Raw genomic sequence first — 24791 nt, 5'->3', positions numbered from 1 at the left:
TTACCTCTTAAAAACAACGAGAAGTGTATTGGAAATTACTACTTGTTTGAGCTAAAAAGAGTATAGTTAAATAATAGAAATCTGCCTAAAAATTTTATTGTAGCTTAGTTCTTCCTTGTCAAAGTTAGTATATCAAAAAAAGTAGGTGAAGTCTAGGATACAGAGGCAACAACTTCCCATTAATTCTATAAATTGGTAATTGATTAATGACTACTAATTAGGAACGACTAACTTCTAAAAGTATGTTGCTGAAGCACCTGATAACACTCCTCAACTGAAGCACGTTGTTCCATCCTCGCCACCAGGGCTTCGTAGGCGGGATAGTTTTCCTCAATCAGGGTACGTGCTTGCAGCGCACTGGCACGCTCTTTCTGCTGAGCGCCGCTTTCTTGCCGTCCTAACTGTGTCAGCGCCTCTCTAATTTTTTGCCGGTCTTCTGCGCCTCCCTCGGCGCTACCGTATGCCAAAATCTCGGCGGCGATGCCTGCCATCCAGACGGTGCAGAATCGATCCAGGATGACTTGCATCTCCCAAGGGGTTGTCATTTCTTGCTGCAATTTTTGGGTATCAAATATCACCCCACCTTGCCCAGGATTTCCTTGTCTAACGGTTTCCCAGGCGCTGAGCGTGTAGCCAGTGATGGGAATTTCGAGTAAGTAGGCGACGAGGAAATGACCGGCTTCATGCCGCAATACGCGATCGCGGTATTTGGAGTCAGCACCTGCAAACAACTCCAAAAGGATTGCAATCCCTTTGCCTTGGAAGCTCAGGGTGTCTAAGGTTGCCAGTCCCAGAATGCTAATCGTTGCGATCGCGGGGATTGTCGGTGATATGTTCAACATTGGCCCCAACAAGCTAGAAAGCGTCATTGCAAAGACGCCAATGGCAATTAGATTTAGGGCAGTTTGTTGCATGATATTGAAGTCTAAGGTAGATGAATTAAAAATTAAAACTGGTGCTTTAAATTTTGCATTTTTAATTTTTAATTACTGGCTAGGGTGAAGTATTGGGGTTGGGATTGGTCGGCGACACGACAGAGCGATCGCCCGATGGCTGCGCCCCACCTCCGAATTGTTTGGCTTTATAAAATGTTTCCAGACTATCGCGATCGCCCACATAGCGCCAGTGCCACGGTTCATAACTAACGCCTTGGGGATTGTTGCGGGGAAACGATATCTCAAAGCTATAGTAAGGGGCGTTCTTCTGAAGCCACTTAAAAGCCGCAGTCTTCTCAAAGTTAGGACTGAGATTCGTTGCGGGGACTCTTCCATCACCCACGTCTATCGCGTACCCAGTATGATGTTCGCTGTGACCGGGAGGCGCACTCACTTTTGCCCGTTCGGCGGCTGACTGTCCGCGCTGCGCCTTAGTGTCAAAATATAAATGCTGCTGCTCGCTAATCGAGCGAAATCCTGAAATTGGCACGATGATAATCCCGGAAGCTCGCGCCGCTGCTACCATCGCGTTATATTGTCTGGCGGCAGCTTTACGCATTTTCAAGCGACCATCCGCTGTAATCGCCTCAAGTTCGGACTGGGGTGCCTCTTGATAGGAAAAGTGTCCAAACAGGGTATTGGCTGCTGGTGTCGCTGGAGGCGTTTGAATGCCTGAAACGTCACTTTGTATAGGCGACGCATTCGATTCGGGTACAGGACGGGGGACTAAGATACCGATAATCAGCGCGATCGCTCCCAATCCCAACAAACCGCCAAACAGGAGAATCGGCTGCCACTGTCGCTGGCGTCGTCCGAGGTACGGCGTATCCCGCAACGCCTCCGGAATATCGTCTATCGGCAGTGCCGACTTGGGTGGTTTTTCAGGCATACCCGCGTTTTCCAAAAGAGCCACTCCTGTTGTTTTTGTGGTTAGTTATCAATTCTTAGATATCCAACAACGGCACTGAGACTCAACACCTAACTTTACAAGTATTTTAGACTGAGCGAATATCAACAGCCGCCGTGTATTCCCAGATGCCTCGTCATCAACCCTGATGCTTAACATGAATAGAAGCTGACATATCGTACAGGTGTCAGTCTAAACCTTCTGCTGACAACCCATGAGACGATGCCTAATATAGGAATTCAACTGCTGGAACTCTATTTCCGGCTAGGTGGTGGCATTTTGCTGGGATGGGTTTTGGGTCGCCAACTGCCCAAAGTAGTTCCCACCTATTTAGGGAAGTTTCTCTTTTGGATTGGAGTCCCGCTTGGCATTGTGGCGTTTCTGCGTCACGCTGACTTATCCGGGCCAATTTGGATTGCACCCGTCGCCGCTTGGATGGCAATTTTGGTGGGAGCCGGATTAGCCTGGTTTTGGATAGGAAGGCAAGCCTCGCAATTCCCTAAAAAAGCTTGGAGTAAATCCACTCAAGGAAGTTTTCTATTAGCCTCAATGGTCGGGAACACCGGCTACTTGGGTTATCCCGTCACCCTCGCTCTCGTCGGGCAGCAGTACTTTGGGTGGGCGCTATTTTATGACCTGATGGGCACCACGCTGGGAGCCTACGGCTTGGGCGTTGTCTTGGCGGCTCGTTTTGGGGTTGGGGCAGAGAAGGGCGTCTTCCCGTCCCTACAGGCAGTGCTGATCAATCCAGCGCTGTGGAGTTTTGGCTTTGGACTGGGTTTTCGCAACTTCCCACTGCCCGAACCCGCTGAACAATTGCTGCAAATGATTGCTTGGAGTGGAGTGGCGCTGGCTTTGGTGCTAATCGGTATGCGCCTCAGCCAGCTTTCCTCCTGGGGTAGCCTCCCTTCGGCATCTGTGAGCTTGGGGATTAAAATGCTGCTCGTTCCGCTGGTACTGGGCGTTGGGGTTGGGCTGCTGGGTGTGAGTGGGGCACCCCATCTGGTCATTGTTTTACAGATGGCAATGCCTCCAGCGTTTGCCACCCTCATCTTGGCGGAAACCTACAATCTCGACCGAAATTTAACCGTGACGGCGCTGGTTGTCGGGACGATAGGACTCTTGTTAACTCTGCCGGTTTGGTTGGTGTTATTTGGTCGCTGAAACAGCAGCATAGCGTTGGGCTAACTCTGAGGGATCGACCTGTTCGTATTTTTCAAAGGGTTGGTGAATCCAGGGGTTTTCCGGGAGATAGTCCACATAGTAGTCAGGCGCGATGACGGAGCAAGCTTTGTACCAGATGACAGCGGATCGAATCTGCTCGACATCAGCCGCATAATGATGTTTCAGCCAAGGGATAGCTTCCCGGAGGGTGATGCCAGAATCCACTAAGTCATCGACCAGGAGAATGCGGCTACCCAGATGAGGAGAAGTCATGGTGAGGTCGCGGGCAAAGGCGAGAGAACCTCGAAAGCGATCGCCTGTGCCGCCGTAAGAAGTGGCAGCTAAAATTGCCAACGGTTTGTGGTAAATTCGCGATAAAATATCACCCACCCGTAGACCGCCCCTGGCAAGGCAGACAATCTGGTTAAACTCCCAGCCGGATTGATATATGATTGCCGCCAACTGTTCGATTTTTTGGTGGTACTCTGACCATGACACGTAAAGCTCTGGCATAACAGGCACAATTGAACAGGTTTAGAGAACAGTACAAATGCTATAGAACAAATGCTATAAAATTCCCGCTCTTGGGAGACAGATGCGATACTTTTTTGAAATTTTCAATCCCCCTGCCATCAGCCAACTGCCATGAGTGATTCCTCTTCTGAGCATTCCCCCGCGACACCCGACAGCGAAAAGCTAAAGTTAAGTACGAAACTGGCTTATGGTGCCGGTGATGTAGGTGCTGCGATCACCGCAAATATTGGGGTGTTTTATACCGCCTATTTTCTGACCGATGTCGCCGGAATCGCCGCTGGACTAGCGACTTGGATTCTCCTGATTGGCAAGGTTTGGGATGCGGTGAACGATCCGGTTGTCGGGGTGCTTAGCGACAGAACAAACTCGCCACGCTGGGGGCGTCGGCTTCCCTGGATGTTATATGGGGCGATTCCGTTTGGAATCACGTTCTTTTTGCAGTGGCTAGTGCCTCGATTTAGCGCCAATGACGCTGCGAATCAATGGGGATTGTTCTGGTATTACATTGTCATTTCGATTTTGTTTAATTCGTTTTACACCGCTGTTAATTTACCCTACACTGCCCTAACTCCAGAACTGACTCAGGACTACAACGAACGCACGAATCTCAACAGCTATCGGTTTGCTTTCTCGATTGGGGGAAGTATCGTATCTGTGATTGTGTTCGGAATCATCGCCGCTTTGATTCCTAGTGACCGCATCCAGCAATATTTGGTGATGGGCGTCGTTTGTGCAATCTTGTCGGTCTTACCGATTTATTGGTGTATTTGGGGGACACGCGATCGCATTTTGGCAAGGGCGGCACAAAATCCCACCTTTGAGCAACCTGTCTCCCTCCCAATTTTGGAACAAGTACGGATTGTTTTGAGCAATCGCCCCTTTTTATATGTTGTTGGAATTTATCTGTGTTCCTGGTTAGCTGTCCAGGTCACAGCGGCTATCATTCCTTATTTTGTTCTCAGTTGGATGCGCTTAAGCGATGCAGTCGTTGCCCAAGTTATTCTAGCGGTGCAGGGAACAGCATTGTTGATGCTGTTTATCTGGAGTAAGCTTAGCCAGCGATACGGTAAAAAAGCCGTCTATTTTATGGGAATGAGCGTGTGGATTATTGCCCAGGCGGGATTGTTTTTCTTACAGCCCGGTCAAATTGCTTTCATGTACGTGTTAGGAGTGATGGCAGGTTTTGGCGTTTCTACAGCTTATTTGATCCCGTGGTCGATGCTGCCAGATGTGATTGAATTAGATGAACTAAAAACCGGACAGCGGCGGGAAGGGATTTTTTACAGCTTCATGGTGTTCTTGCAAAAAGTCAGTTTAGCTGTTGCCGTGGCGTTAGTCTTGAAAAGCCTGGAGTGGAATCAATACATTCGGTCTACCCCAGAGAACTTAGCCCCGATTCAACCGGATTCTGCACTTTTAGCGATTCGCATCGCCATCGGACCTCTACCAACAATTGCCCTAATTTGTGGATTAATTCTGGCATACTTTTATCCTCTGACTCGTGAGGTTCATGCCGATATCTTACTGAAACTGAAAGAACGGAAATTAAAGGCTCAATAGCTCTTATCAATGAACTTTTCGGTTTGAATGGGTGTGTTAGAAATTCACCCATTCAGAAAGGTTTTTTCTGAATATTATGGACTTTATTGATTTTTTTTGGTAAATTTAAATTGATAAGGAAGAACTACCTGTTAATATTTTTTTGAGACAGATTCCCATTATCTAAGAATACCTTTTCAAGGCATAGCTAGTAGTTGCTTGCGATACATTTTTTAAAAAAATTGTTTTTCTTTAAAGTTTTAAGTTATTGCATAGAATACCAGCATCATTCATTTAGCTAATCGCTAATTTAAGCATAAGAATCACTACAACACGTCCAAATCAAGCCAATCAATCTTTTAAGAAAAAAACAAATGGGGAAAAGGTAAAATTTTATTTACCCTTTCCCTAAAGGATTTCTTACCGGCACGAACTTATTTAAGCAGTTGTAAAGTAGAAATTAACCCATCCGGGTATTTCTCAAGCGCCTTTTGTTTGGCAACCTTGTGATCTACATCCAGAAAATACTCACCGCTATCTGCCTCAATCGCGATAAACCAGTCAGGATAATCCTTCATCAATTGGGGACTAACTTGTTCAAAAATTGCGCGACAACGCTTAATAAAAGTGGGAATACCGGCGGGTGCTTTTCCAGTCATTGGTTGCCCGGTTCCGAAGAAAACGCGAGATTCCTTCTTAACCAAAGACTCAATTACATCGGCATCAGTTGGCAATGCTGCTGTAAGAACTTCGCTGCCTGATTGGGTGACTAGAACATCATCTTCTATGCGAATCCCGCGCACATCTTCAAAGTGAGAGAGGCGATCCCAATTCACCACATCCTGATATTTTGCTCGGAAATTGGGGTCATTTAAAATTGCCGGAACTTGATAGAATCCTGGCTCAATGGTGACTAACATCCCAGCGCGTAAGGGGCGATCGAGCCGCAGGTAAGCTAAACCAAAGCGATCGCTCCGAGTTCTCCCCTCTTCATACCCCGCCAAATCCCCCAAATCTTCCATATCGTGGACATCCAAACCCACTAAATGACCGATTCCGTGAGGGAAAAATAGGGCATGAGCATCCATTTCTACCAAATCTTCCGCATTGCCCCGCAGAATACCTAAATCCACCAACCCTTGGGCGATCGCAGTCGCTGCCAATAGATGAATCTCCCGATACTCCACATCCGGGCGGATTTTGGCAATACAAGCATCGTGAGCCACCAAAACCAAATTATAGATGTCTCTTTGGGTAGAAGAAAACTTCCCCGATACAGGCCAAGTGCGCGTGACATCTGCTGCCCAGCCCATCGATGTTTCAGCGCCCACATCCGCCAGCAGCAAGTTTCCCGATTGCAGGGGGTGCCAATACTGCTGATTGTGGAGAACCTCCCCGTGAACCGTGACGATACTGGGGTAAGCGCAGCTCATATTCTGTGAGATGATGACACTCTCCATTGCCGCACGCACACCTGCCTCCAACTTGGCGCTGGATGTGGCAGCCATTCCCGCTAAGTGAGCGTCCACGGTGACAGATGCAGCTTGTCGTAATTCTGCCAAAGCACCTGCATCGTGGCTGAGTCGCAAAAATATAATGGCTCGTGCTAACTCCCCATCAATTCCCTGAGATGCATTTGCGGATGCGATCGCACGATGCATTATCTGAGCTTGTTGCTGCCTAGTTGCGGCATCCTGCACCGAGATAGTCGCAGCATCGGCTGAGCGTGACGCCAATTCTGCCATCGAAAATGCCGCATCCGCGCCAATCGCCTGGGCAATTTCCTCACGTTTCGGCATTTCTCCATGCCAGAGGGCACTGGCAGGAGACTCATCATCCATAAACAGTTCTAGTTTCCCAGCTTCGAGTCGGATCGCCGTATTTTCCAGAGGTACCCCCGCAAAATAGAGGAAATGACTGCTGGCGCGAAATGGGAAAGTATTGGCTGGATAATTTCGGGAACTACTACGCCCAGACCAGAGAATAACTGGAAAATCAATTAACTCGGCAAGTCGTTGCCGCCGGTGAAGCAGAGTAGCGGCAAACGTGCGATTTCTCTGAAGTTGCATCATAGCGAGTAGCGGCAGTTTATGGCTTTTCCCTTTTGTATTTAAGTTTAACCTGAGCTAAAAAGCCATTACCCATTGGCTATAAACCGCCTCAAGACAATCGAGGACGTATCCCGTAATGCCGATAACGCCAATAATCGTGCAAAATTTTGCCGTGATCGAAGCATAAATCCGTGGGAATTCGCCAAGATTCAAAAATTCCAACCGCCTTGGCATCATCAGCAGCTTGAGGTTCGCCCGTTGCCGTTGCGATAAACACAACGCTCATCGTGTGACTTCGCGGATCGCGGCTGGGATCGGAATACACCTGGAATTGTTCAATTAACTCCACCTGTAAGCTAATTTCTTCCTGCGCTTCACGCCGCGCCGCCGCTTCTGCTTTCTCCCCGTAATCAATAAATCCACCCGGAATTGCCCAACCATAAGGTGGATTTTGGCGTTCAATTAATACAATCGGTCGATGCGGTCGATCGATCAGTTCAATAATGATATCGACAGTCGGAGCAGGGTTTCGGTAAGTCATTCTGAATATATTGCCCCCCAATGAGCGGGATCGAGGGAAAAAAGGCTGAATTTATTCTGCCGCGATCGCTGTCATTTATGACGGTTGAATTACCGAATGCAACCCGCCCTAGGAGTGAGTGTCAAACTTCTGCGTACCGTGATAATGTCAAATCGTTTGCATCCTCTCCATCAGGTTATTTATGCCGTTTCCTAGATCTAGTGGCATTTTGCTACACCCCACTTGTTTTCCTAGCCGGTTTGGCATCGGCGATCTCGGTTTAGAAGCTTATCGCTTTATTGATTTTTTGGTGGAGAGTTCCCAGCAATTTTGGCAGGTTTTGCCATTAGGACCAACCGGCTATGGCAATTCTCCCTATATGTGCTATTCAGCATTGGCGGGAAATCCCTTACTGATTAGTCCTGAGAAGCTGCGCGACGAGGGGTTACTTACCGAGGATGATTTTTCTGGATTGCCAGAGTTTTCCCTAGACAGGGTGGATTTTGAGCGGGCGATCCAGACCAAAATGCCTTTGCTCGCTAAAGCCTGCGAAAACTTTAAAAACCAGGCATCAACCTTACAGCAAAAGGAATTTGCAAGTTTTTGCAAAGCGGCTCATTGGCTTGATGACTATGCCTTATTTATGGCGATCCGGGAAGCTCAGGGACACGCTAGTTGGTATAACTGGGAACCGGAAATTGCTAAACGCCAACCGGAAGCCTTAGAACAGTGGCGGCAGCGGCTGAATGATGAGATTTATTACCACAAATACTTGCAGTTTGAGTTTTTCCGGCAATGGACTCAACTGAAAAGCTATGCCAACTTGGGCAGTATTGAGATTATTGGCGATATTCCAATTTATGTGGCTCACGATAGTGCCGATGTCTGGTCGCATCCAGATATCTTTTGCTTGGACGAACAGACGGGGGAACCGGCGCTGATGGCTGGAGTTCCACCGGACTACTTCAGCGCCACAGGCCAGTTGTGGGGCAATCCAGTCTATAACTGGGAAAAGTTGCAGCAGCAAAACTTTAAGTGGTGGATACAGCGCTTTGAATCTTTGTTAGATTACATTGACATTATTCGGATTGACCACTTCCGAGGTTTCCAAGCCTACTGGGCAGTTAAGCAGGGCGAAACGACTGCTATGAATGGGGAGTGGATTGAGGCTCCTGGAGAAGCTTTCTTTAAGCTACTGAACGACAAATTAGGCAAGCTTCCTATCCTGGCAGAGGATTTGGGCGTGATTACCCCAGAGGTAGAGGCGCTGCGAGATAAGTTTGAATTTCCGGGGATGAAGATTTTACAGTTTGCCTTTGGTTCGGATTCTGGCAACGGCTTTTTGCCTTTTAACTATCCGCGCAACTGTGTGGTTTACACCGGCACCCATGATAATGACACCACGGTAGGCTGGTTCTATCAACTTTCAGACTATGAAAGGGAGAATCTCCTGCGTTATGTGGGTTGCATCAGTTCCGACGGCATCCACTGGGATGCGATCCGGCTGGCGATGGCTTCGGTGGCAAATCAGGCCATTATTCCTTTTCAGGATCTTTTGGGATTGGGGGGCGATGCCCGAATGAATTTTCCCGGCAAAGCAGAGGGAAATTGGGAGTGGCGGTATCGACCTGAAGCCGTGAACCAAGAGATCGGCTATCGTCTCAAAACTCTAACTGAAACTTTCGGTCGCGCCCCAATTAAGAATCAGGACTGAGGGGTGAGGGGTGAGCAGTGAGGACTGAGGACTGAGGGCTGAGGGATCGGGGTTGAGAGGTAAGGACTGAGGGGTGAGGACTTGGGCGATCGCTTGCGTCACTGGTGTATATCGCGTGTCTTTGAAGAAAAGCGCGATCGCGTCTCGACCCTCACAGTTCTCAGCACTCATTAAGACCCAGGAGGATTAGCGGCAAAGGTTACTTCCCGAACTTTACCGGGGGCACCCAGTTTCTTTGCCTTTTCATCATTAAAAGCGACTAAGATACCACCCGCATTGCCAGCTTTTACAATCAGTGTCTCCTCTGCAACCCAGGTGCGCTGAGTGCCTTGGGGGAGCGTTCCCTCAAACTGCGTCTTGCCATCCACCACTACCCGAATCCAGGACGGGGTTTTGACGGTTACGCCAACCCGTACCGGCTTACCCGTTTGACTGGTATTGCTGCTGAATACTGCTGGGGTAAACGGCCCTAGTTTTTCTTGCAAGTCTGTATTGGCTGCATTAGCTTTGGCGAGAGACTCTCTAGGCGATCGCTCTTGAGTCCCGCCCTTTCCTACTTCTAAAGCCGGACGATTCACCACGTAAGACAGACCGTTCACTGCACCAATCACCAGAAACACATAGATCAAGTAAAGGTGAATCGGTCGCAGCTGAGCTGATGGCAAATAATACCGCCAAGTCGGCTTAATGAGCTGGAAAATCGGCCCACTGGGAAAAGTGTCAGAATACTCTACCCCATCTAATCCCAGTGCATCAGCATACCGCTTGATAAAGCCTTGAATATAGACGGGTTCAGGCAAGATTTCGCGCCTACCTTCCTCAATTGCCTTGAGCAGACGAACTTGAATCCTGGTTTTGTCGCCAACTTCCTCTAGGGACAGAGATTGTTCCTCACGCACCTGGCGGAGGCGAGACCCCAGTTCTTTTAGCTTCTCAATTTGTTGCTGTTGAAGATGAAGTGGATTCTCCTTCATACACGGCGCTCCTTGATGTCTGCTGGCACTTCTATTGATGTTAGATTGACTTGGTTTTGTAGAAAACTGATTTCAAAATCTTCAAGAAAACGATAACTACCAGGGAACATAGGCTCCCCTGTTCGTTTTAAACAAATGGGACCAATCGCGGCACGGTGTAGATGAATGACGGGATAGCCCAGTTGCTCGGCAATGCGTCGAATTTGTCGGTTTCTCCCTTCTGTAAGAATCACTTCCAAGCAGGTTTGAGAACCCCGCACATCCAAAACGCGAACTTGAGCAGGCAATGTCTTTTTCCCTGACAGTAGAATACCCTGACGCCAGGATTTTAGTACCTCTTCTGGGGGATGACCCTGAATCCAAACTTGGTAAGTTTTAGGAAGATGATATCGAGGATGGGTCAAGCGTAGCGTCATTTCACCGTCATTTGTGACCAATAACGCGCCGGTGGATTCGGCATCTAGACGTCCAACTGGATGCAATCCCTGACCTTCTCGGAGTGCAGGAGGCAGTAAATCAAGAATCGTGCGGCGCTTTTGAGGATCGCGGCACGTAGAAACTACCCCAGCAGGTTTGTAAAGCAAGATATAGAGCATTTGAGGACGATGAGCTGGGAGTACAAGTTTGCCATCAACTTGAATCTGGTCTTGTTCTGGATTTGCTGTTTGCCCCAGCCCAACAACAGTACCATTGACCCGCACGCGCCCTGCTTCAATCATTTTTTCAGCTTGGCGGCGGGAGGCAATACCCCACTGGGAGAGAATTTTTTGTAGCCTTTCGGCCATATGCGAATCGAGCGACGAATGAATAAGGGATCAGGGTTTAGCTTGTTGAGGCACTGCCTCGGCTAGACTATTGGGGATTTTTGATCTTAGATTTAGGATTTTGGAGAAATCGCCAGTCTAAAACCCAAAATTGACCTCTAATTAGACTATGTACAAATATTACAGGAAGAAAGCCATTGACATCTAAGCAAGGGAGCCGGATTATCAGCACAACATTATCACCAGCGCTGCGGCTGTGGTTGCGATCGCAAGTTTCGCAAGTTGAAAACCTCCAGTTTAAAATTTCCGGAGGCGATCGCCAAATCCTTACAGGTTATATCCCTCAAGTTTTTATTGCCGCCAACCATGCAGTGTATCAAGGACTGCATCTGTCACGCATTCAGTTAACCGGAGAAAACATTCGCATCAACCTGGGTCAAGTTCTTAGAGGTAAACCTTTACGCCTTCTCGAACCCATCCCCGTTTCCGGTGAGCTAATACTAGAGGAGACAGACCTTAAGGCATCTCTCCAGGCACCCTTATTCGCCACTGCTTTAACTGATTTACTGGGGACACTACTCCAAGCAGTTCCAACGCACCCAGCTGACATCTTAAAAGACCAGCAAATCAGTTGGCAACAGATTACCATCGATCCGGAAAGTTTGAAACTCAGCGGCACTTTAACAGACCCATCAGGTAAAGCCACACCTCTAGTGCTGCGGACAGGCCTAAAGTTAGCTAGCCCTCACGAACTGCTTCTAGAGTCCCCCTGTATCGAGACGCAACAGGAACTGCTGCGAGGCAATTTGGATGAATTCAAGATAGATTTAGGCCCAGAAGTAGATATTCAGGAATTAACTGTGATTCCGGGTCAGTTAGTTTGTCGCGGACGGATTAATGTCATTCCAGCCGAATAAAAATAGGACTTAGGAGTTAGGACTGAGGGCTGAGGACTGAGGAGTTAGGACGGAGGGTTGACTAGGACTGAGGACACAAAAGAGGCAGATAAAAGAGATTTTCACTACTAAACTTTGCTTACTAATTGCCCCAATCGTGTGCCCCAATCGTGTAGAAAGACTTTTCTAGCGGGGTAATAAAGGTAACAAGAGTGTGACGAAATAATACACCAGGGGAGCGGTAAACACGTAACTATCAGCCCGATCTAAAATGCCGCCGTGACCCGGAATCAGTTGCCCTGAGTCCTTTACCCCAGCATCTCGCTTCATCATCGACTCCGTTAAGTCTCCCAGCAAGCTCGCAATCCCAACCAGCAGCCCTAAAGCCAATCCACTGAACTGCCAACTGGGCCAATTCAGATACCAAGCTCCAGCGATTGCCACTACCACACTGCCGAGAACCCCAAATACAGCTCCTTCGACAGTCTTTTTGGGGCTAATCTCAGAAAGGCGCGTGCGACCAAAGAATTTACCAAAGATGTAAGCACCGATATCAGCAGCCCAAATACAGAGGAAGGCCAAAAGCGTTGCCGTCAAACCTTGGGGCAAAGTGCTAAGTTCGTGCCAGGAAGCGGGCAAATAGCCATTCAATGGCTCTGCAATCGCGATCGCGGGAGCGAGTCCGACGCGCAGGCGCACCCAGTAGCTGGGCAGATAGCCGCCGTAGAACAACCCCAATATAGAGGCGGAAATATCGGCAATTGTGGCAAGCTTGGGCTGAAACAGAAGATAGAAACAAATCAACGTTCCTGCCAGGGGAAACATGGCATCTGTCAAGGCTGGTGCCAGAGACGCTGTGATTAACAGAACTTGGCTCACTACCAGAGTAGTTTTGCCAGCGGGTGCCATGCCCTTGGCTCGCGCCATCTGAAAATACTCTAACTGACCGAGATAGACGATGATGCACAGACCAACTGTAAAGAACCATCCTCCAAAAAAGAGCATCAGGAGGGCGACAGCGATCGCGACTATTCCACTAAAAATACGAGACCAAGGCATAAGATGCGCTCTTGAGACCGCAACAACGAAGTTAATCTAGTCTTAATAAGATTAAGAATTACTTTTGCACACTTTAACCGATCTAAAACAGATTTAGGCAATTGGTGCCGTTAATTTAGAATAAAGCCAACGCTTTTTTTCAGCATCCTGCTCATTTCTCCTGACACCGTTCGTCAATCCCGACAAAAAATAAATTTCTTGATGGTACGCATCTTAACGGGAATTTTTGTGTTCTCAATCGTCAAGAATGCTGCTCTAGCCTTTAGGATTAAGATTTTCAATCCAGTTTCTCGCCACTCAAGATAAAAATTGGATTGACTGCGGCAAATATCTGATGGGTGCCTCGCGTTTCCAAACGATTGACGGCAGATTGAACCACCTCGATATTTCGAGCTTGTAATTCGGCGAAGCCTTCGGAAACGGCATAGAGACTTTCTAGATTAGCCGCCGTTGCAACCACCCTACCTTGGGGTTCTAAGTATTGCCAAACGACCTTGAGAATATCCTTGATGGGTTGTCCGCCTTCGATGCAAACCCGATGGGGGGGAACGGGTAAGTCTTTTAGGCACTCTGGGGCGCTTCCTTCAACGACTTCGACATTACGAACCCCAAAGCGATCGCAGTTACGACGAATCAAACTTGCCACTTCCTCATCGCGTTCTACGGCAATAATTCGACCTTTTGGACACAATAAGCCGGTTTCTACGGGGATCGTGCCGGTTCCCGCGCCAATATCCCACAACACAGAATCGGGTTTGAGTCTGAGTAAGGAAATCAACAGCAACCGCACCTCGCGCTTGCTGAGGGGAATACCGGGCAACCGCTCGAAGAGGTCATCTGGGATACCAGGAGTTACGTAGGGCCACATAGAAAGTTTTAAGTTTTGAGTAGTAGAGACGCGAGCGATCGCGTCTGAAGTTTTGAGTAGTAGAGACGCGATCGCTCGCGTCTAAGTTTTGAGTTTAAGCCTGTCTCCAATTAGCGAACAACCTTTAACGTTTTGAGGGTCGGATCGCTACAACCCGTAATACTTCCACCCAAGGCGAGAATCTGTTGCAGGTAATCCAAGGCGGAGGGAGCGATCGCTTCCCCTGGCATCAACACGGGAATTCCGGGTGGATAGGGACAAATAAGTTCGGCACTGATGCGTTCTACAGTCTTTTCCACCGGCAACGTTTGGGTTTGGGAAAAAAATGCTTGACGGGGAGAGATGGAAGGATGAAGCACGAAGGATGAAGGATGAATCTGGAGAAATTCAGCTTTCCACCGGGTGAAGACATCCAGGTATGGGGCTATTGATGTGGTGGGCGATCGCTCCTGCACTAAAATTCGGAGTGCCGATACCATCTGCACAATATCAGATGGAGTGTTTCCCAAACTGATGATAAAAGTCAAACTGTGCAGCGATGGTAACTCAGCAGTCACGCCTAGCTGTTGATGGAGAATTTCATCCGCTTCAAATCCCGTCCAACCTAAGTCAGAAACTTTCACACTCAGCCGCGTTTTGTCAAGAGCAACAAAACCCGGTGTATTGGCAGTTCTTAACACGGATAACCCAGAAATTTGGCTAATTTGGGTAATCGCTTCCTCAGCCAAGTGTAAGGTTTTCTCCATTAGCGCTTTCCCATGCAATGCCATTTGCTGACGTGCTGCATCCAGGGAAGCCAACAACAAATAGCTGGGACTGGTAGACTGTAACAGTTGTAAAGCTTTGCTCAAGCGATCGCGATTGACTCGATTGCCTTGGACGTGCAGCATTGATGCCTGGGTGAGTGCCCCCAGTACCTTGTGGGTGGATTGTACCGTTAAGTCGGCTCCAGCGGCGAGGGCAGAAGTGGGCAAATCTGGATGAAAGGCAAAATGGGCACCGTGGGCTTCGTCTACGAGCAAAGGGATACCGTGCTGATGAGCAATTTGCGCGATCGCTCTGATATCCCCGCAAACGCCATAGTAAGTCGGGTAAACCATCATCACCGCCTTGGTGTCCGGATGCTGTTGCAGGGCGTCTGCTACCGCCGATGGGGTGATACTGTGGGCAATATTTAGCTCTAGGTCGTATTCTGGATTCACAAAAATCGGAATCGCACCCGAAATGATTAAGCCGTGGATTGCCGAGGAATGGATATTCCGAGGCAGAATAATTTTGTCTCCCTCACCACAGGTAGCTAAAATTGCCGCCATTAATCCACAAGTCGAACCATTGACCAAAAACCAAGTGCGTTCTGCCCCAAACGCTGCCGCTGCCAGTTCCTGGGCTTCTTGGATCACGCCCTCTGGGGCAAACAAGTTATCTAACTCCGGTAATTCTGGTAAATCTGCTGGAAACACAGCGCTTCCGAGCAAATCCGCTAACCGTTGGGAAATTCCTTGCCCCCGCTTGTGTCCGGGCGTGTAAAAGGGTGCATGATGCTTCTTGGCGCACGCTTGAAGGGCGTCCACTAATGGGGTAGTTGTTTGAGACCCTGGGATAAAATCCATGCTGGAAATTTTTCTAAAATCGGTGATATCCGGAAGGTAAGCGGGGGAGAAAATCCGAGCGCTTTTTGCCTTTGCCGGTTTAGGATAGATCGTTTCTGCCCAACAATTTCGTAGGGGCAGTTCAACTTGCATCGAAAAGCGATCGCAGACGAGTTAATGCGTTCTCAATACCTGCTACAGTAATGAGTTTGGATGCGGTTGGATGAATCTTCAAGTGTAAGTGTCACGGAATGTCGTTATTCCGGGGGATGTCATTGTTATGCGTTCTTACCTATTTTGATAGGGTTAAATTGTTCAATGCGATCGCCATGATTAATCCCAGTCCTAATCCTATCCCCCAACCAACCATCCCCAGCCCGATCCCCGGATCGGAGCCTAATCCGATTCCTGGATCGCCGCCAGAAGTACCAGAACCCGTACCGGGACCTGTACCAGAACCCATTCCCTCACCTGTGCCAGAGCCAGTGCCAGCCCCCGTTCCCCAGCCGATTCCCTCACCTGTGCCAGAGCCAGTGCCAGCGCCCATTCCCCAGCCGGTTCCAGGTCCGATTCCTCAACCGATTCCTGAACCTATCTAATTGATTCTACCCAGTTTTACCTCTTGAACTAAGATGCTTAGAGCCGGAATTGTCGGACTTCCCAACGTCGGAAAATCTACCTTATTTAACGCCTTGGTTGCCAATGCCAAGGCTGAAGCTGCCAATTTCCCTTTTTGCACCATCGAACCCAATGTCGGTGTCGTGTCGGTGCCAGATGAACGGTTAAACGCCCTGGCTAATATTTCCAGTTCGGCGCAAATTATCCCGACGCGGGTTGAGTTTGTGGATATTGCTGGTTTAGTGAAAGGTGCTAGTCAGGGGGAAGGACTGGGTAATCAATTTTTGTCCCACATTCGGGAAGTTGATGCCATTGTTCATGTAGTGCGCTGTTTCGAGAATGATGACATTATCCACGTTGCTGGATCTGTTGACCCAGCGCGAGATATTGACATTATTAATTTGGAGCTTGCTTTAGCAGATTTATCTCAAGTAGAGCGACGTATTGAGCGCACCCGCAAAGCTGCCCGTACCAGCAAAGAAGGACAGATTGAACTCGCTGCTTTAGAAAAATTGAGCGCTTTATTAAATGAAGGCAAACCAGCGCGTCGGGCTAACTTAAATGAAGAAGAAGCTGAAGCGCTCAAAGGATTAGGATTGCTCACAGGTAAACCAATTATTTATGCTGCCAATGTCTCTGAGGATGATTTGGCAACGGGCAATAAATATGTAGAACAAGTGCGAGAAATTGCGACCCAAGAAAATGCCCAAGTCGTAATTGTTTCTGCCCAAGTGGAAGCGGAATTAGTCGAATTACCAGAAGAAGATAAAGCTGAGTTTCTGGGTTCTCTTGGTGTGGAAGAAGGTGGATTAAAATCTCTGATTCGCGCAACTTACGAACTTTTAGGCTTGCGTACCTACTTTACAACTGGTCCTAAAGAAACTCGCGCTTGGACGATTCAAGCCGGAATGACAGCACCCCAAGCAGCAGGCGTCATCCACTCTGATTTTGAGCGCGGTTTTATTCGGGCGGAGACAGTCGCCTACCAAGATTTAGTAACAACTGGTTCCATGAATGCTGCGAAGGAAAAAGGCTTAGTCCGTAGTGAAGGGAAGGAATATATTGTCAAAGAAGGCGATGTAATGCTGTTCCGGTTTAATGTGTAGATTAGCATTATCAACTCTATTATCGATAAGTGGCTTGACGCATTTTAGCCCCCTCTCTGATTTTGTGTAGAAATGTCGTTTTATCGCGTTTCTAAAAACCCGGTTTCTTATAGAAATCGGGTTTTTCAGTATTTGTACTGAAACCGCAAAAGCAGCTAGTGAGATAGACTTTGATGAAGTTTGCTGCCAGCTTAGCGATGCAAGGATGGTAAGAAATGCTGGGATGGCTCTTTGGAGATTTTATTAAAAAATTAGAACGTGCTTCTAAAAACGTTTCGCAGGATTTCGTAAAATCGGCAGGGAAAGAAATAGGTCAATTGTTTGATGAAAAACTATATCCTTTAGCTGACAAGCTTGATTACATAGCTCAAAACCGAATCAAACAAGCAAAAAATGAAATGGAGGAATTAGAAACTAAGACGATAGGTGATATCGAATCTCTACTCAACCAGAGTGATGAAAAAGCAAAGGATGCTTTAGAAAACATTAATCAAGTGCGAGTAGCAGCGCTTAGAGATGTAAGAGAAACTATCAGAATAGCTGACAACTATTTAGAAAATCGAATCAACCAAATTTCTTTAGTAGTAATGGAAGCCTTAAAGTTAGGTAGTCAATTTACTCCCGGAGAAATTAATAACAAGTTAATCGCACCAATGTTGGCGGAAATTAATTTGCTAGAAGAAAAATTATTTAAAGATGCTAATCAGCTTGTAGATAAGATAGACGAAGCGATAGACGGGAAACTTGAACAGATTCGGAATGAGTTAAAGAAGCATTTAGCTCACGCTTTGCCGAATCCTTTTGATAAATGTAGACAGAGGCTCAAAATTGGATTGAAGCCGGGTGCTAGGCTTTCGGATATTGAACTTTATGAACTAAGCGAATGCTATGAATTGAGCAAGTTGAAGGAGAAAAGTTCTATTGACGATGTACTGAAGATTTATGGGCAACTTCAACACAATGCAGCGATGATGGCTGCTTTAGTGAAAAAATCTCCGGAGTTGAAAAGGATAGCTATTCAAGATTGGCTTAAATATGGCGTACTTTGTGAGTTTTGGCGCGGAACAATCAAGACTTATAATTCTACCGAACCTCTTTTGCTAAAGCCTGAGAAGTCGCAGCGATTTTTGACAGATAAAGAGGATACATAAAATAACAAAGAGGTTTTTTATGAGTAAAGCTGGTGCTGGAGACTGGAAAACGCCGCTTGGGTGTTATGAAAGAGCGATCGCAGAACTAGAACGAACACGCGAACAGTTTCAGGCAGAACTACAGATTTTAAAGGAGCTTCAGGCGTCTCAGGAAAATCTGAAAAAAGAACTTCAGGCTGCTAAAACAGAAATCCAAAATTGTAAGGCAGAAATTAAAACTCTGAAAGATGAGCTTCAAGCTATTAAAGCAGAGCCTATAGTGACAAAAGCAGAACTTCAGGCTACCAATGAACGCTTTGAGAATGCAGTAAAACAAGCCGAAAAAATAGCTGAATATGCTCACAAAGAATCTAAGACTGCTCAAGACACCGTTAATGCGGTTTTTGCGGAAATTAAATCTGTTAAAGCTGGAATTGAAAATGGTTCAATTGTTGCTCAGAAAGCCTTAATCTTACAAGGTAAAGATGACAACTATTGGATGAGATTCTGCCAAGTCGATAGTGTCAATCATCATTGGTTCCAAATATGGAGCAGTGATAATACATGGCACGATGTTATTCGGATCAGGGCATCATCATTTTTACGAGCCAGAGATGACAATCATTGGATGGGATGTCATCGAGTGGATAGTCGAAACAATGATGTTTTTGATATCTGGAGAGACCAAAGATGGCACTCCACTAGCCGAGTGCAGGTAGCGACTCGGTTGAGGTAGAGGCTGAGTCAACAGAGCGATCGCAATTAAATCCTCTTATGAGCGTCCTTAGCATTTCGGCAGTTCAAAATTTAATCTTGCTGATGAGCAAATTGATAAGCACCGACGAAGGAAAGGGTGTCGCTTGCTCTTGCGAGTTTGCTTTGCCAAGGGTTAACATCGAAGCATTCATCCATAATCACTGAGTTACTAGCTCTATGAAGCGCAGAAAGTTGCTTCAGTATTCGGCGTTAGGTAGTGCATCCTTTTTAGGAAACTTGATTTTACTCAGTCAAAATCAGCCAGATATTATTGCTACAAGTATGAGCAATAAGCGACTCTATGAATGGATTTTTTTATATTGAATGCCTTATGATAACGACCTTTCAAAGTTTGGCACTCCTATTATGAATATGCTTGCCAAAAGTGTGAAAAGCGACAATATTCTTGTAGCGATACAATGTGATTTTAGCGGAGCTAAAAAAATTTCAAGAAACATCCTTACTAAAGGAAATATTTCTACTCAAAGCTTAAATACAGCAAACAGCGCGAGTGAAGAAGCTTTTTCTGAATACCTTAATTGGGCTAAGTCGCAATTTCAAGCTAAAAAATGGGCAATTGTATTCTTAGGACATGGGGGTCGTTTAGATGAAATTAGCCCAGATGAACACCCTGAACCAGGCTTGAATTTAAAAACTCAGTGGATGAATATCCAAAAATTAAGCGGTCTGCTCGCAAATTTTAATCAGCAAGTAGGCAAGCGGGTGGAGTTAGTTTTCTTTCAAAATTGCAATAAAGGAACTATTGAAGCCAACTATACTTTTCGAGATACAGCGAAATATACTCTTTCTTCCCAATTACTGCTAGGTGTTCCCAATTATTATTACGAGCAATTATTTAATTTTTTGGGGCGTCAACCAGAAATTAGTGGAGGACAGCTAGCGGAAAAGATTATGGAGTTTGAATCTAGCGATATGTACCATAGCTATACCGCTATCAATAATCGTGCTATCACGCAACTATCTGCAAAAATTAATCCGCTTATTGATGCAGTTCTGGCAGCTAATATAAAAAATATAAATTTGAGCAACCTGACAACTTATAAGTATATGGGCGAACGGTTTGTCGATGTTGTCTCATTTTTTAAAACTATCACCAATCAGTCAGGCGCAAATCAAAATAGATACAATGAATTCGTTGATTTTTTAAATAATTCAATCATTTATAAAGTAAAACAAAATGGTACATTATTTCGTCCTATTCCAGAATATGAAAATTTTTCGGGGCTTGGTATCTTTTTCCCGGAAAGCAAGCAGGAGCTGGAAAAATACTGCGATTTCCAGGCTTTTGAGAACTTGAAACTTCTCAAACTTTTCGACGCAATTATCGTTAGCTGATTAGTTCAGGAAGGTGGATAGTGCCCACCCTTCCTGAATCAATTAATCTTGTTGATGAGCGAATTGATAAGCACCAACGAAGGAAAGCGCGATCGCCATCACCGCTAAAATCGGCACCGAGTACCAGGGAAACTGCGACATTGGCAAGTAAGCTGCGGCGCGTAAACCAATACTGGTATAAGTCAGAGGCAACAGATAGACGACTACTTTGAGGGCAGCCGGGAGAGTTGCAGGCTCGAAGAATGTTGCCCCTAAAAATGACATGGGGATGATTACAAAATTATTGTAAAGACCAACCGCTTCGAGCGATCGCACGCTTAAACCGACAATCACACCCAACCCAGCAAACACCGCGCAATTCAGCACGACCAGCAGTAGAAACAAAGGGTTCAAAAAACTCCAAACCTTGCCAGTAAAGAGTACCGCCACTAAAATCACCGAACCCGCCGTCATTAATCCCCGCACCACACCAGCTAGCATTTTTCCTAAGTGCAAAGCGAGAGGATGCACTGGTACCAGCAGCATTTCTTCAAAAGTTTTCGAGAACAAGCGATCGCCACAGATGGAAAATGTCGTGCCGGTGAAACTAATCACCATCGACGATAGCGCTACCATCCCCGGCAAAATGAATTCCAGATAGTTATTGTAATTACCGCTAATCCCCACACCAGGCTTGATAGAGCTACCCAACCCCAATCCAAACGCCAGAATGTAAATCAGAGGCGATATTAGCCCAGACGCCGCCACCTGCACAATTCGGACACGTAAATCTAACCAATCCCCCCAAAAAACGGTGAGACTATCGGCAATCAGAGTTTGAAACTGGGAGCTTTTTAAGGTTTTGCCCAGATGTAGCGACGTTTGTGATTTCACAGATGCAAGCCAACAACAGAGAACTGCTTAATTTTTACTTTACATTTAATCCAGTCCCCACCTAGCTTGGGACAGAAGCCAAGCAGAGGCGAGGAGGCAATGAGATTTCGCTCCCCTGCACCTCTCCCCTGTGCCTCTCCCTGCACCTCTGTACCTCCACACCCCTGCTCCTCCTACACTCGTCAGTCGAAGGCAAAATCAGTCACAATAAATCAACGACTACCTTCCCGTGCAACAGATGGAGGCTGGAGGCGATCGCTGTGCTGCAAAGATTTCTAATCATTCTTGTAATACTTGTACCTTTGGTCATTGCCTATCTGGTTAATGAAAAACGGAAAGCCAAAATTAAACAAATTAAAAATAATAGTGTTGTTTTGGTGAAAGGTGCAGAACAGAAGTATCCCAGCTTACCTCTGAAAAACTATGGAATTCCGCTGATGGTTAGGCGTCAGAATAGAGTCCAAGTTGTCTTTCCCAGACTGACGCCTGAAGGGGATGTTGAATATATTTATTCCTGGCATCCCCTCAATGATGTGGAGGTGATCGAGCAGAACTCTAAAACGAACGATCCAAAGCTGACTACCATCAAAGAACTAGCTCCCATCATTCACGAACACTGGCAATTAGAGCCAGAAATGTCCGTACTTGAGGAGCAATATCGTAAAATTAATGACTTAGCTGATTTAGTCTCTACCTCTGATGTGTATTCTGTCCAAGTAGCTACCTATGAGAAAGCTTTACTTGAGGTTGAAAAGCTGTTAAGGAAAGCCGAACAGTTACAAAAAATATATGTTCGTTTAATTAGAGAGGCTTTAATTGGAGTTAAGGTAGCTGAGTACAATCCCGATCGGCTTATCGTCTCACATCTGGCTTTTGAGTTGCAGTATCAACGAATGAAAGAAGAATATCAACATCTCAAAGATGTCGCCCATGCCTACTCCCAATTATTGAATGAAAGTAGAAACTTAGCGAGCGAGGAGTAAGCACTGGGGAGGCAAAGCAGCTACAGTTGCAAGAAATCTTGTAGAGACGCGATGCATCACTTCTGGTAGCTGGGGAAACTGTAGTTTTAAACTCTTCGATGCCTCTTTGCCCCTTTCCCTTCCTCTTTCCCCTTCTCTTCCCTTCCGCCTAGCGGCACAATCTATAGCCATACTGGGAGAAAGGAGAGCAGTTTGATTACTCCCTGTCCAGTAGGCGTGAAATTACCTAAGCGACGATGAAACGTAAATCTAGATACCCTGCCGATACTCCCTATAGTGCCCCTAAATCCGCTAAATCATCCCCTTTCAATTACACTTCCATCGCTTTGATCGGCGGCGTCTTCGTTCTGGGAATCGGGGTAGGGATTGGCTTTAGCTCTACAGCGACGTTTAGCCCAGAAAACGTCGCATCGCGTGATTTCATTGACCGTGCTGCGCCGAATCCTGAGCTTTGCGTGCAGTTTGGAGCCAGCGCGATGGTGATGGATACTCGCGTCTATGTAACCCTAAATCCCTTTAACGTTTACGTTTCGCAGCCCAATATGCGACCGGGTTGTGTTTTGCGTAGTAACAACTGGTCTATTTTGGAACAAAGAAAGCTGGTAACAGCAGATCAGGTGCGGGATTGCAAGAACCGGATGAACACCTTTGGCTATACCGGCAGTTTGGACGGGCAACCAGATATCCGCTGCATCTATCAGAATGATGGTGCCCAGAATTTCTTCCTGAATCAGCCAGGAGCAGGCGCACCGCCGCCGGAAACAAATAATTTCTAAGGGGAATGGCTAATGGCTAATCGGTAATCGGGATTGGTAATCGGGATTTGTTCGTTCCAATAACCCATTACCGATCGCCTTTGTTTGCCCTTAGCAACTCACTTTACCGCCAATCTTCGCTGAGCTGAACTTGCAGTATTTGATTCGGTTGAATAATAGCGGTTTGAGGAGCTGTCAGATAGGTGGTGGCAGCACCGGCGGCAGCGCCTCCCAACAAACCGACGCCTGAAAAGCCTCCTAATAGAATTAAGGCTAAAGCGCCAATGGCAGAATTCCGGACAACTCGGTTCTGTGAAACTTGACGGTTGCCGTCTAGGGAGTCTGATTGGGCGAGAAGGGGAAAATTGCGTCCACCCAGGCTAATCGCTTGGGTAATAAAGCGACTGCCGCGTCGGTCGATCTCAAAGCGTCCAATCACCTGCGTACCAACTGGGGCGATAAGTTTACCAGTGCGATCGCGTATTTCTTCCTCTAGCAGCAACACTTCCTGGCGCGAGACACCATCTCGCAGTGTTAAAACCTTGTCGCCCGGATAACGCAGGCTCAGCGGAGTGCCAGAAGGCAGCAGAATGTCTGGATTTAGAGATGCCGTTGGCGCTTGTATCGGTGCCGATGTGGAGCTGGAAGGATCGGGCACAACCGTCGCCGTCTTAGGTAGGGGCGGCACGACAACCATTGGAGAAGCGGTGGTTCTCGGTGCGGCGATTGTCGGTGTGGCAGGTATAGACATGGGTACGGACGCACCCGCTTCTAGAGAAGGGACTGGGGCTACTCTGGTTCTCCTTGCAGACACTTGGGAGGAATTTTCCTCCATCGGCAACGGTTGACCAAATTCAACCACTCTGGTGGCAGAGGAAGACTGAGGCTGTCTCACGGTTACTGGTGGTGCTGTAGCGATCGCGCCAGAAAGAGCAGGTACGCTCACCAACACAGGATTATTCGTCGCAATTCTCCCTGGAGGAACCGTTGGCGGCGCTAAATTGGGTAGCGTACTTGAGTTAGTCAGAGACGGCACGCTCACGACACCCGGCGTTGGGTTCTCTGGGAAGATAGGGGGAGGCAGGGACGGAGAAACCCCGCTCCTGCTGGGAGGCACTGCTTCTGGAGCGAGAACGTTAGCAATCAGGGGACGCAATACCCAGCGATTCCCAGGTTCTACTTGCAATTGCACTTGTTGGGGGGATAAAACTACCTCTGGTGCGAGATCCAGCACTATTCGGGTAATGCCAGCCTCGAACTGAGAGACTCGAATTTGGCGGATTGGGCCAGAGTAACTTTGTTGAGTTTCCACCATTCCCACTTGAGTATTGGGTAAATCCAGAACAATCCGAGACGGTTGAGCCAGAAGAAAATAACGCGGCGTTGTTCCCTCATCCAGAGTGATTTCTAACTGATTCAGCGCTGGGTCAAATCGCCAATTTGTTAACCGGGCAGCGATCGCTTTTAACTCCATGCCGCTCCCTATAATCGCGATCGCGCCAACCAAACTAAGCGTTTTCAATCTACTCATAGAAAGTCGAAATCCCAGTATCAATTTTTCTCCCCACATCGCAATTGACTGAAATAACGTTCTAGATACAACAATTGTCTCCGTAATTTCAGCGATCTACATCACAAATAAAATGGATTTATATCACCAAATCATCACATAAAAGATCACACTTCAAATACGAGTGCTA

Annotated in this window: 23 protein-coding genes and 1 pseudogene; 10 read left to right on the top strand and 14 right to left on the bottom strand. The window is 47.0% G+C overall.

Translation table 11 applies throughout. From position 1 onward, the window contains the following. Positions 1-227 precede the first annotated feature (227 nt). Together NC997_RS17080 and NC997_RS17075 are read right to left on the bottom strand one after the other, a co-directional pair. The gene (locus NC997_RS17080) at positions 228-914 is read right to left on the bottom strand and encodes an ATP-dependent Zn protease (protein ID WP_190526441.1); all 687 of its coding nucleotides are present in this window, start codon (positions 912-914) and stop codon (positions 228-230) included. Positions 915-993: 79 nt separating this feature from the next. Continuing rightward, positions 994-1824, bottom strand: coding sequence for a M15 family metallopeptidase (locus NC997_RS17075; protein WP_199306124.1), 831 nt, complete (start codon positions 1822-1824; stop codon positions 994-996). A 240-nt stretch (positions 1825-2064) separates the two neighbouring features. Here NC997_RS17075 and NC997_RS17070 point away from each other — a divergent pair, with 240 nt between their 5' ends. Next, on the top strand, positions 2065-3006 hold the full coding sequence (locus NC997_RS17070; protein WP_190526437.1) for an AEC family transporter: 942 nt from the start codon (positions 2065-2067) through the stop codon (positions 3004-3006). Here the strand turns inward: NC997_RS17070 and NC997_RS17065 are convergent. Then, complete coding sequence (locus NC997_RS17065; RefSeq protein WP_190427180.1) at positions 2992-3519, bottom strand: phosphoribosyltransferase; 528 nt, start codon at positions 3517-3519, stop codon at positions 2992-2994. The two genes, NC997_RS17070 and NC997_RS17065, sit on opposite strands and share 15 nt — an antisense overlap. Positions 3520-3651: 132 nt before the next feature. Here NC997_RS17065 and NC997_RS17060 point away from each other — a divergent pair, with 132 nt between their 5' ends. Continuing rightward, positions 3652-5100 (top strand): MFS transporter, encoded by a 1449-nt coding sequence (locus NC997_RS17060; protein ID WP_190526435.1) that lies wholly within the window; start codon positions 3652-3654, stop codon positions 5098-5100. 677 nt (positions 5101-5777) lie between these two features. Here the strand turns inward: NC997_RS17060 and NC997_RS17055 are convergent. Then, positions 5778-7151, bottom strand: a pseudogene (locus NC997_RS17055) (aminopeptidase P family protein); the annotation flags it as partial. Between the two features lie 88 nt (positions 7152-7239). Next, a complete protein-coding gene (locus tag NC997_RS17050; protein ID WP_190526433.1) occupies positions 7240-7671 on the bottom strand; it encodes an NUDIX hydrolase in 432 nt (143 codons plus the stop codon). 181 nt (positions 7672-7852) lie between these two features. Between NC997_RS17050 and malQ the strand changes: the two genes are divergently transcribed. Then, a complete protein-coding gene (gene malQ, locus NC997_RS17045) occupies positions 7853-9364 on the top strand; it encodes a 4-alpha-glucanotransferase (RefSeq protein WP_190411758.1) in 1512 nt (503 codons plus the stop codon). On the opposite strand, the gene NC997_RS17040 is transcribed toward malQ, so the two are convergent. Genes NC997_RS17040 through NC997_RS17030 form a run of 3 tightly spaced genes read right to left on the bottom strand, consistent with a single transcriptional unit; the run spans position 9320 to position 11123 of the window. Beyond that, positions 9320-9535 (bottom strand): hypothetical protein, encoded by a 216-nt coding sequence (locus tag NC997_RS17040; protein WP_190526431.1) that lies wholly within the window; start codon positions 9533-9535, stop codon positions 9320-9322. The genes malQ and NC997_RS17040 overlap by 45 nt on opposite strands. Beyond that, the gene (locus tag NC997_RS17035; protein WP_190526429.1) at positions 9535-10338 is read right to left on the bottom strand and encodes a RodZ domain-containing protein; all 804 of its coding nucleotides are present in this window, start codon (positions 10336-10338) and stop codon (positions 9535-9537) included. Before NC997_RS17035 ends, NC997_RS17040 begins: the two co-directional genes overlap by 1 nt. After that, positions 10335-11123: a pseudouridine synthase gene (locus NC997_RS17030; RefSeq protein ID WP_190526426.1), complete on the bottom strand. Its 789-nt coding sequence runs from the start codon at positions 11121-11123 to the stop codon at positions 10335-10337. Before NC997_RS17030 ends, NC997_RS17035 begins: the two co-directional genes overlap by 4 nt. Before the next feature lie 176 nt (positions 11124-11299). Here NC997_RS17030 and NC997_RS17025 point away from each other — a divergent pair, with 176 nt between their 5' ends. After that, entirely contained in the window at positions 11300-12019 is a 720-nt protein-coding gene (locus tag NC997_RS17025; RefSeq protein WP_190526424.1) for a DUF2993 domain-containing protein, read from the top strand. A gap of 165 nt (positions 12020-12184) precedes the next feature. On the opposite strand, the gene NC997_RS17020 is transcribed toward NC997_RS17025, so the two are convergent. The 4 genes from NC997_RS17020 to NC997_RS17005 form a co-directional block, all read right to left on the bottom strand. Continuing rightward, on the bottom strand, positions 12185-13057 hold the full coding sequence (locus NC997_RS17020) for a phosphatidate cytidylyltransferase (RefSeq protein WP_190411763.1): 873 nt from the start codon (positions 13055-13057) through the stop codon (positions 12185-12187). Between the two features lie 277 nt (positions 13058-13334). Beyond that, entirely contained in the window at positions 13335-13925 is a 591-nt protein-coding gene (gene cbiT, locus NC997_RS17015; RefSeq protein WP_190411764.1) for a precorrin-6Y C5,15-methyltransferase subunit CbiT, read from the bottom strand. Positions 13926-14035: 110 nt separating this feature from the next. Continuing rightward, positions 14036-15535, bottom strand: coding sequence for an aminotransferase class I/II-fold pyridoxal phosphate-dependent enzyme (locus NC997_RS17010; RefSeq protein ID WP_190526514.1), 1500 nt, complete (start codon positions 15533-15535; stop codon positions 14036-14038). A 271-nt stretch (positions 15536-15806) separates the two neighbouring features. Further along, a complete protein-coding gene (locus NC997_RS17005) occupies positions 15807-16061 on the bottom strand; it encodes a hypothetical protein (RefSeq protein WP_190432282.1) in 255 nt (84 codons plus the stop codon). Positions 16062-16146: 85 nt separating this feature from the next. Here NC997_RS17005 and ychF point away from each other — a divergent pair, with 85 nt between their 5' ends. The 4 genes from ychF (at position 16147) to NC997_RS16985 (ending at position 20480) form a co-directional block, all read left to right on the top strand. Then, positions 16147-17238 carry a redox-regulated ATPase YchF gene (gene ychF / locus NC997_RS17000; protein ID WP_190526422.1) on the top strand — a complete coding sequence of 364 codons (1092 nt, stop codon included), beginning with the start codon at positions 16147-16149 and terminating at the stop codon, positions 17236-17238. A gap of 215 nt (positions 17239-17453) precedes the next feature. After that, the gene (locus tag NC997_RS16995; RefSeq protein WP_190526419.1) at positions 17454-18389 is read left to right on the top strand and encodes a hypothetical protein; all 936 of its coding nucleotides are present in this window, start codon (positions 17454-17456) and stop codon (positions 18387-18389) included. Positions 18390-18408: 19 nt separating this feature from the next. Continuing rightward, complete coding sequence (locus NC997_RS16990; protein WP_190526417.1) at positions 18409-19104, top strand: hypothetical protein; 696 nt, start codon at positions 18409-18411, stop codon at positions 19102-19104. Positions 19105-19448: 344 nt separating this feature from the next. Next, positions 19449-20480 (top strand): clostripain-related cysteine peptidase, encoded by a 1032-nt coding sequence (locus tag NC997_RS16985; protein ID WP_190526415.1) that lies wholly within the window; start codon positions 19449-19451, stop codon positions 20478-20480. Positions 20481-20522: 42 nt separating this feature from the next. Here NC997_RS16985 and NC997_RS16980 read toward each other — a convergent pair whose 3' ends face one another. Then, positions 20523-21353, bottom strand: coding sequence for an ABC transporter permease (locus tag NC997_RS16980; protein ID WP_190526413.1), 831 nt, complete (start codon positions 21351-21353; stop codon positions 20523-20525). A gap of 260 nt (positions 21354-21613) precedes the next feature. Between NC997_RS16980 and NC997_RS16975 the strand changes: the two genes are divergently transcribed. Both NC997_RS16975 and NC997_RS16970 read left to right on the top strand, forming a co-directional pair. Beyond that, positions 21614-22336, top strand: coding sequence for a hypothetical protein (locus tag NC997_RS16975; RefSeq protein ID WP_190411770.1), 723 nt, complete (start codon positions 21614-21616; stop codon positions 22334-22336). 236 nt (positions 22337-22572) lie between these two features. Next, complete coding sequence (locus tag NC997_RS16970) at positions 22573-23112, top strand: DUF3172 domain-containing protein (protein ID WP_190434040.1); 540 nt, start codon at positions 22573-22575, stop codon at positions 23110-23112. A 103-nt stretch (positions 23113-23215) separates the two neighbouring features. Here NC997_RS16970 and NC997_RS16965 read toward each other — a convergent pair whose 3' ends face one another. Then, the gene (locus tag NC997_RS16965) at positions 23216-24622 is read right to left on the bottom strand and encodes an AMIN domain-containing protein (protein ID WP_199306123.1); all 1407 of its coding nucleotides are present in this window, start codon (positions 24620-24622) and stop codon (positions 23216-23218) included. Positions 24623-24791 lie beyond the last annotated feature (169 nt).

The sequence above is a fragment of the Trichocoleus sp. DQ-A2 genome (genome assembly GCF_039961915.1).
Taxonomy (GTDB): Bacteria; Cyanobacteriota; Cyanobacteriia; order Cyanobacteriales; family FACHB-T130; genus FACHB-T130.
This window is presented reverse-complemented; position numbering and strand designations above follow the sequence as displayed.